The sequence below is a fragment of the Streptomyces sp. genome, from assembly GCF_036566765.1.
In the GTDB taxonomy this organism is placed as follows: Bacteria; Actinomycetota; Actinomycetes; order Streptomycetales; family Streptomycetaceae; genus Streptomyces.
This window is the reverse complement of sequence record NZ_DATCVQ010000619.1, coordinates 1-7,836: the sequence shown is the minus strand read 5'-3', so window position 1 is coordinate 7,836 and position 7,836 is coordinate 1. Positions and strand designations below refer to the sequence as shown.

Below are 7,836 nucleotides of genomic sequence, written 5' to 3'. Positions count from 1 at the left end.
GCGCAGGGCCGGGTTTTCATACGGGCGCCATGCCGGCGCCGCGATGGTGCGAGCGGACGTGAAGACCGCCGTAGGTGTGACCGCTCCTCTCAGCTCCGTGAGGAGTAGTGAGCGTGTCTGGCTCATGAGTTGCGATGCCGCCTGCCGGGTGGCCGCGTACACGTCGACGTCGACAAAGGCGCGGTCGAGGCGGAGGCCGTCATCGCCGCCACCTGCCCGCTGGATCTGAATGATGGGCAAGATCTCGCCTAGGTTGGCCGGAAGGTCTGTCAGGACTCTTACGTCGAGTCCGGACGCCAGCCATGCAACGAGCTCAGCTTCCACATCGACGCTGCCGACGGCGGTCATCAGTTCCGCCCGCCCAACTGCGCCGCCTGTAGCAGCACATGATGGGCGGGCACGCGCTCGGTGCCGTACTCCACCCAACGGGCGTAGTAGGAGCCATTGCGGACGTAGGCGACGGCGCGGTCTCGGCGGCGACCGCCGCGGTTTGTGGAGTCGGTTTCCCATGACCGCTGGTAGTGGCCAGGATCGGGGCTCGCATGATCGACCGGGGAAGTCGCCTCCGCGATGCCCTTGATGACCTCGGCGCGGCGCAGCATCTCCGCCTGCATGCCCGGCATCCGCAGCATGTCGCCGATGCCTTTGCGATTCGGTTTGAAGCGTGCTGCCATAGCCCCTCCTGCAAATCGCGATTCAGGGGGCGGACGTGGACGTCAAGGGTGTGCTCGGCAGCATCAGCTTCGACGGGGAATGGATCACCATCACGAAGACGCCGATCGGTCCTAAGCCGGCGCCGACCCGGCTGCGAGCCGCAGACATTCAGGGCACGCGCCTCAAGCCCGGAAGCCGCCTGTTCCACGGCTACGTGCAGTTCCTGCTCCCCGACGGCCGACCGGCAGGTGAGAAGCCTTCGGGGAGCTTCGGCGGCGGCAGGCCCCCATACGAGGACCCCTACAGCCTGTCCATCCCCCGTAGGAGCAACGACGCAGCCGAGAAGCTGATCGCCGCCGTCGAGCAGGCTCGCACTATCCGGTGACCAGCTTGAGCGCGGCCACTACCGGGCCCGTCGAACCCGTGAAAGGTGAGCGGAAGCTCCCGGGTAGCCCATCCACCTCATACAAGTCGCCGGCGACACGGATCTGGTCCGTAGCTCGGATGTCGGTGCCATAAGGGGCGTACAGCGTGAGGCCGGTGATGACGGTGTCGCGGGCGTCAACGTCTTCATTGGCTCCTGCCCCCGTACCGTCCCGCGGAGCGATGCCGCAACCCGGCACCGGAATCTCGGTCGGAGGCCCTGGGACGTCGTTTCCGTACACGTCACGAGACGGCGCGCCAGGACGCAGGATCGTGACCACGTCCCCCGCGGGGAGCTCACGCACGGGCGACTCCCTCTACCGCGGCACACCATGCTGCAAGGTCTTCCGAGGGGTCCAGCTCCGCGCTACGCGCCTTCGCCCGCTTGGACGCCAGACGGTACTCACCCGGCGTCAGCAGCTGCCTCAGCGTCGCCTCGTAGCCATCCCAGTCGTTGCGGTCGGCATACACGCCGGCGTCAGCCAGGGACTCGCACAGCCCTGGCGTCGGATGGGCTAGCACGGGGATTCCGCTGGCCATCGCCTCCACGCCGACGCGCCCCCACGACTCGTAGGAGCTGGGCATGAGCAGCACTTTCGTGCGCGCGTACACCTGCGTCCGCATGTCATCGCCTCGGACGTGCTCGAGGACTTCGACGTTCGGCAAGTCTGGGAGCGCTTGTTCTCCGTATGCACCCGTCACGGCAAGGAACTGCTGCTCTGGCATGCGCTGGGCCAAGGCGGCGAGAACCTCGCCGCCCTTCTCCTTGCTGCAGTTGACGAGCGTCACCGCGCCCCCGGGCTTCGTCTCGTACTCGGAGGCGACAACCGGAGGCCGCACGATCAGCGACTGATGCGGGCGCACACTCTTCGGGTACTCGGCGAAGAACAGCTCCGCCTCGCGTTCCATCCATCGGCTGTTGTAGACCGCCAGCGCGGTGCCGCCGCTGGCCATGTCGCGGAAGCTGGTCCGGTGCGTGTTGTGGCAGACTACGATCATCGGTTTGCCGAAGCCCCGGGCTAGCGACGCTGTCGTTGGAACGGACTCCAGATGCGACAGGGCGACGTCCGCCTTGCGTACTGCACTCCCGAAATCCAGGCGGGACGCCAGGGGGATCACAGGGATCCCCCGGTACGCGTAGGGCTCGTGGGCGTCACCGTGCTGAGACAGCCACACCTGCACGTCGTGTCCGCGCTCCACGAGTGGGCGCAGCATTCCGACCAGCATGTGCTCGGCGCCAGCATTGTGCTCGGGAGGCATCGCATGGACGCGGACAACGATCCTCAGCGGCCGGCTCATCGGTGCCTCACCATCGACATGCCAGCCTTCGGACGATAACCGGCATCATCGAGCTCCCGTCGATCCTCGTCAGTCATGGCAACCGCCGTGCCGACACCGGACCCGTCGGTGCGGTACGAGTAGGGGCCGATCGTCTCCCCAGTCACACCGCCGGCGACCGTGGGCGATGTCAGGGTGCGAAGGGCCATACGCGCCACAACCGCCACCACGTCTGCGGGCACTTCAGCGGCGCCGTGGCTGTACGTCACCCGATAGGTGCCCGGATAGGCGTCGGCGTCCTCGACGTACCAGCGCTCCGGCATGTTGATCGACGGGGTGTCGGCGGCGATTCGGATGATGTCGATGCCGTCCCATTGCCATCCCACCACCGGGAGGTCCGGTGCCCCGCCCGCCCCGACGGCCACTACTCCGGCGACCGCAATGACGGGCTTCTGTGGCAGCCGGATCTCGCCCTGCTGGGCGCGAAGCACCACGGTCTCGTTGTCGGTGCGCGTGAACGCCTGCTTGGTGTACGCGCGGACCTTCGCTGAGGCATCCGCCAGCAGGGACTGCGCACGCGCTTCCTCGACAGAAGTAAGCGGCCTGCCCAGACGGTCTGAAAGGTCCGTCACGCTAGCGAGGGGCTCCACGCTTCGCCACCCCCTCCATTGCTGCCGCCCACACATCAAGTTCGGCGGCGGGGTCGAGTCCTGCGGCGCGGGCTGCGGCAGCCTTGGACGCTTGCGGGTAGACCTTCGGTGAGAACAGTCGCTTCACGGCGGCCATCCAGGCGTCGACGTCGTCACGGTCGGCGAAAATGCCCGCCTCGCCCAGCGACTCCATGAGCCCAGGGGTGGGGTGGGCGACCACCGGAATTCCGGAGCACATCGCTTCGACCGCGACGCGCCCGTAAGACTCGTAGGAGGACGGCGCCAGGAGGACCCTGGTGCGGGCGTAGACGTCCTTCGCCATCCGGTCCCCTGGCGTGTGCGGCACGATCTCCACGTTCGGCAGATCTTCGCGGATGATCTGCTGCCCGTATCCGCCGATGACGCCAAGGAACTTGCGGCGTGGCATGCGTTCGGCGAGCGCGTAGAAGACCTTCGCGCCCTTCTCCACAGTTAGATTGATCAACGTGATGCGGTCGCCTGGCGTGGCCTGATAGTCCTCGACGGCTACCGGCGGGTGCACGGTGATACCCCACGGCATCGGCCGATCCCCGCGGTGAACACGCCACCACGCCTCCGCATCAGCCTTCATCCAGGCCGTGTTGTACACGACTAGCGACGGGGAGCCCTTCACCAGCCACGACTTCGACTTCTCGAAGGTGTTGTGAAGCAGATGAACCACCGGGATCCGGTTCAGCTCCCCCAGTACTGACGCCCTGGCCGTGTTCTCCAGGTGCGTCACGATCGCCTGAGCCCGGCCGTCACCGCGCATCCACCGCGACGGATCGGCCTTGCTCCGGTACGGGTAGACGCTCACGCCGTCGATCTCGTAGACATCGGTCGCGGCACCGCGCTGCGACAAGAGGACATCGACGTCGTGTCCGCGGGCCGCCAACTCCCGCAGGAGGCTGTGCGCCGCCCACTCGGCCCCCGCATTGTGGGCTGGAGGGTAGGCGTGAAGCATCGCCAAGACCCGCAACAGGAACTCCGATCCCCAGGCGGCCGGCAACCCGTCGAGGCTGCCGGCCGCTCACGGTCAGGACGCGGCCGTGGTCGCCTGGACGACGGCGAACGGGCTGCGGGTCGCCGAGTTGGTGTTCAGGCGGGTCGCCGGGTTGGCCGTGGCGAACGCGACGCGCATGACGACGCGCATGGCCACCGAGTCCTGCTGCATCAGGTTGAGGATGACCTTGCCGTCGTCGTCGGAGATGACGCCCTCGGTGAACAGCTTGAAGCTGATGTCCTGCCGGACACCCACGATGGCCTTCGACCAGTCGCCCATCAGCAGCTCGGCCTCGGACATGTCCCAGGCGCCGTTGGTGAGCTCCGACATCGGGTAGCCGTACAGCGTTCCGCCCGGCACCCCCTGCAGATTCGGCTGGTAGATCGGCACGCCCTGCTCGGTGCGCATCGTGTTGAGCTTCCACGTCAGGCCCGGACGGCTCATGAAGCCGTTCACGGCGAACCCGTCCTCGGCCACCTTCCCGGCGGCCGTGGCGACGTCTACTGCGAAGTCCCCGCCGGTCCCGGAGATGACCGCGTTTCCCGCAGCCACCGCGGACTGGTAGACCGCGGCGGGCCACGTGGACGGCTTGTCGAGACCGAAGAGGCCGGCCGCGTCCAGCTTGGCGCCGATGGCCTCCACGAGGCGCGGTCGAACCTGCTCCCAGATCGGCATCTGGGCGTCGTCGAGGTAAGCCTCGGGGATCGGCACGATTGCGGCGATCTCCTCGGCGACCAGGTCGACGTTCTTCCAGTCCTGCGCCGTGGTCTGCTTCAGGCCGGTGTCGCCACCGACGAAGTAGGCCAGCGGCAGCACGTCGAGGACGGGCTGGCGCTGCGTCTTGGATGACATCGGCACGTTGCGAGCACGCTGGAGCAGGGCGGAAGCCGCCGGGAGCTCCTGGATGATCTCCGCCGATACGGGCGTCGGGACGAGCGGGTCGTTGCTGGCGTCCCGGCTGATGAGCGAATTGAAAGGCACGGGGTCTCCTTCCGGAAAGGCAGCGACCCCGGCCCCGTGCGGGTGATTCCGGCGCTGCGGTGAGATTCAGATCAGGGAGTGCGGCCAGCCATCCGGCGGATCCACTGGTCGGGAGTCGCCTCCGTGCCGCCTGAGGCGGTGGCGGCGCCCGGCGTGAGCGACTCGACCGGCCGCTGCTGGGCCGGCGGCGCGGCGGGAGCGGACGCCTTCAGCCGTTCGGCGAGCATCTCTGCGCGCGCATTGATCTCGTCTTCGCTGCCCGAGCCGAGGAGGTCGATCAGGTCCGGCGGGATGTTGTGCGTTGCCGCCGCCATGAGGCGGGTGTTCGTGGCGCGCAGATCGGCGAGCTGCTGCTCGACGCCCTGGGCGCGTTCGGTCGCCCGCTGGAGTTCGGACTTCTGGGTGTCCTCGAACTCCTGGTACTTCTGCGCGGCCTGGCGGAGCTGCTCGATCTCGTCCTTCGACTTGAAGCCGAGCGCAGCCAGGTGCTTGTTCTCGTGCTGCCGCGACAGCGCCTTCCACTTCGTCGCCTCGGACTCCCAGTCCGTGACCTCCTGCCTGGAGGCGCCCGCGCTCTGCTGAGCCGGGGCGGCCTGCTGGCCGGGAGGGTTCTGGACCTGTGCGGGAATCTGTCCTGCGGCGACTGCTTCGGCGGGGGTGGGGACTACCGGCGTGCCGCTGGCGGTCTCCGAGGTGTTCTCGGCCATTGCTTGGGCTCCCTGTCGGGTGCGACGCCATGTCGGCGAACGCGGAGGTGGTTATGCGAAAGGCGCCCAGCCGTGTCGGCGGGCGCCATGTACGGCACGAGTGGTGCCGTGATCGGGAGTCAGGGACGGGCAGGGGCCGCGTAGGCGGCGCGCCCTTCGGACTCCCACCAGCGGCGGAACGCGTTGACGGCGTGCTTGCCGCCGCGACCTCGCGTTTCCCGCAGCCAGTCGTCGTAGAGGTTCTCGGCGATGCCGATGAACGGTTCGTCGTGGGTGAACGCGGGCCACGCTTGGCACGCGCAGTGATCGTGGTAGCGGTTGCCGCCCTGGCGCGGATCGCCTGCCGTCTGGGCTGACTTGTAGACCGGCCCGCGGGAGGCGAGCATGGCGCACCAGGCGCACGGATCAGCGTCCGTCACCCGCGACCAGCCAGTGGCCTGCCCGTCGGCGGTGATCGACCGCTGCATCGCCTGTCGGCCGCCTTCGAGTGCCAGGTACTGAGTGGAGCCGACCATGCGGACAGCGGCAGCGTCCATGGCCTGCTGCGGCGTTTTCCCGGCGGCGATCGCGCGCTTGAACTCCACCGGCCCTGTCACATCGAGGGTCGCTTCAAGACGGTCAACCAGCAGCGGGAGCGGACCCTCGGGCCTGAACCCGTCGTCCGGCAGGCCGGCGTCGCCCCTGGCCGCCAGGTAGCTGGATTGCGCCAGCGCGGCGGACTGTTCACGGGCCTGCTGCACGATGGGCGCGAGCGCGGCGCGGACTGCCGGCCATGAGGCGTCGATCTTTGCGGGGTTCATCAACTCCCGCCACACCTGCAGCACCTGCTGGGCGAGGCGGGCCGCCATGAGCGCCTGGATGCGCCGGTAGGCCTGCGGGGCTTCCGTGCGGGCCATCAGGCCGCCACGTCAGGGGCTGGCCCGGGGGCCGTCGCCGAAGCGGGCTGGGCCATCTGCTTCTCGATGATCCCGTTCAGGCGCCCCAGGGAATCTCCCTGCTCCGCTGTCGTCTTCCATCGCTCGACGTCCGTCTGTGTAACGCCCGGGATCTTCTCCCACAGCTCTTGCGGGGGCACCCCGAGCATCGTCACGAGCTTCCCGAGGGCGTCCACGGTCTGCGCCAGGGAGCGGGCCGAAGTGTCCCGCCACACCACCTGGGCTGCCGTGTCCTCCCATGCCCTGGAATCCCCTGCCGCGAGGCCGGCCAGCCGCAGTGTCTGCTCGTGGCCTTCGCCGCACAGCGATTCGCGTTCGTCCGTCTTGCGGTCGAGGCCGTCGCGGGCAGCTGCCAGTGCTTCGGCGGACAGGTTCACCATCTGCCCGAGCAGGTGGTAGGGCGGGACCTGCGACAAGGTGGCGATGTGCCGGATCGTCGACTCACGAGAGTCGAGGTAGCCCTTGAGGTCCGTCTGCCCGAACTCGCCGAACTTGGTGTCCGCGTCCTCCGCAACGAACAGGCCGTCAACACGCGACCTGAACGGTTCGATCGGGTTCCCGTCGCCGTCCAGAGGCGGCGCCATGCCGGTCACCCACCGCTGACGAAACGCCGCGTACTGCTGCGCCATCAGCAGGTTGAACGTCGTCATGTTCAGCTGGTCCTGCGAGTCGATCAGGGGCTCGACCTCGCCCACAACGCCGTCACCGTCGAGATCCTCGGTGTTGATGTAGCGGACCACCGGGCACACCCCGAGGTCGTGCCGCATCAGCCACTGATCCCCGTCGGGCGCCAGCTGCGAGCCGTCTTCCTTGCCGGCCAGCGTGTACCGGGCCTGGTCGTCGTAGATGCGGACCACCCGGCGCTTGCCCTTCGCCGTGTTCTCCAGGCGGTCTTCCACCGCAAAGATCGGCCACTCGTCGTTCACCGGGTCCGCGTACAAGGCGGTCATGCGTCGCGGCGAGAACGGTGTGATCACCGGCACCGGCTTGCCCGGCATCACCACCGCGTAGGCGGCCCCGTAGCTGAGCACCGAGCGGTGAATGCCGTGCTGGCGGGCATCCATACGGTTCGCCTGCCAGATCGCCCACGGCGCCGCGTTCTCATCCGAGCCAGCTGGCCTGTAGCCGTCGACGTACATGTTCTGCGCGACAACGGTGACCACGAGCGGCAGGATGTTGACCTTCGC

Annotated in this window: 10 protein-coding genes; 1 reads left to right on the top strand and 9 read right to left on the bottom strand. The window is 68.1% G+C overall.

Features of this window, described 5'->3' with window-relative positions; genetic code table 11:
* On the bottom strand, positions 1–348 hold a 348-nt coding region (locus VIU94_RS36110), incomplete at its 3' end, for a phage tail termination protein (protein ID WP_331918337.1).
* On the bottom strand, positions 348–674 hold the full coding sequence (locus tag VIU94_RS36105; protein WP_331918335.1) for an HK97 gp10 family phage protein: 327 nt from the start codon (positions 672–674) through the stop codon (positions 348–350). The genes VIU94_RS36110 and VIU94_RS36105, both read right to left, overlap by 1 nt.
* A gap of 35 nt (positions 675–709) precedes the next feature.
* On the opposite strand from VIU94_RS36105, the gene VIU94_RS36100 reads away from it, so the two are divergent.
* Entirely contained in the window at positions 710–1,039 is a 330-nt protein-coding gene (locus VIU94_RS36100) for a DUF4429 domain-containing protein (RefSeq protein ID WP_331917727.1), read from the top strand.
* A 335-nt stretch (positions 1,040–1,374) separates the two neighbouring features.
* Here VIU94_RS36100 and VIU94_RS36095 read toward each other — a convergent pair whose 3' ends face one another.
* The 7 genes from VIU94_RS36095 to VIU94_RS36065 all read right to left on the bottom strand — a co-directional run bounded on the left by VIU94_RS36095 (position 1,375) and on the right by VIU94_RS36065 (position 7,821).
* Complete coding sequence (locus VIU94_RS36095) at positions 1,375–2,376, bottom strand: glycosyltransferase family 4 protein (protein WP_331918333.1); 1,002 nt, start codon at positions 2,374–2,376, stop codon at positions 1,375–1,377.
* A complete protein-coding gene (locus tag VIU94_RS36090; RefSeq protein ID WP_331918331.1) occupies positions 2,373–2,987 on the bottom strand; it encodes a hypothetical protein in 615 nt (204 codons plus the stop codon). Before VIU94_RS36090 ends, VIU94_RS36095 begins: the two co-directional genes overlap by 4 nt.
* A 1-nt stretch (position 2,988) precedes the next feature.
* A complete protein-coding gene (locus VIU94_RS36085; protein ID WP_331918329.1) occupies positions 2,989–4,032 on the bottom strand; it encodes a glycosyltransferase family 4 protein in 1,044 nt (347 codons plus the stop codon).
* 27 nt (positions 4,033–4,059) lie between these two features.
* Entirely contained in the window at positions 4,060–5,007 is a 948-nt protein-coding gene (locus VIU94_RS36080; protein WP_331918327.1) for a phage major capsid protein, read from the bottom strand.
* A gap of 71 nt (positions 5,008–5,078) precedes the next feature.
* Positions 5,079–5,714, bottom strand: a complete 636-nt coding sequence (locus tag VIU94_RS36075) for a hypothetical protein (protein ID WP_331918325.1) — start codon at positions 5,712–5,714, stop codon at positions 5,079–5,081.
* A 119-nt stretch (positions 5,715–5,833) separates the two neighbouring features.
* Positions 5,834–6,610, bottom strand: a complete 777-nt coding sequence (locus tag VIU94_RS36070) for a VG15 protein (protein ID WP_331918323.1) — start codon at positions 6,608–6,610, stop codon at positions 5,834–5,836.
* Complete coding sequence (locus VIU94_RS36065; protein ID WP_331918339.1) at positions 6,610–7,821, bottom strand: phage portal protein; 1,212 nt, start codon at positions 7,819–7,821, stop codon at positions 6,610–6,612. Before VIU94_RS36065 ends, VIU94_RS36070 begins: the two co-directional genes overlap by 1 nt.
* Positions 7,822–7,836 lie beyond the last annotated feature (15 nt).

Coding starts and splice junctions, on each gene's coding strand:
- VIU94_RS36105 (WP_331918335.1), bottom strand. CDS start 674: ATGGCAGCACGCTTCAAACCGAATCGCAAAGGCATCGGCGACATGCTG.
- VIU94_RS36095 (WP_331918333.1), bottom strand. CDS start 2,376: ATGAGCCGGCCGCTGAGGATCGTTGTCCGCGTCCATGCGATGCCTCCC.
- VIU94_RS36075 (WP_331918325.1), bottom strand. CDS start 5,714: ATGGCCGAGAACACCTCGGAGACCGCCAGCGGCACGCCGGTAGTCCCC.
- VIU94_RS36070 (WP_331918323.1), bottom strand. CDS start 6,610: ATGGCCCGCACGGAAGCCCCGCAGGCCTACCGGCGCATCCAGGCGCTC.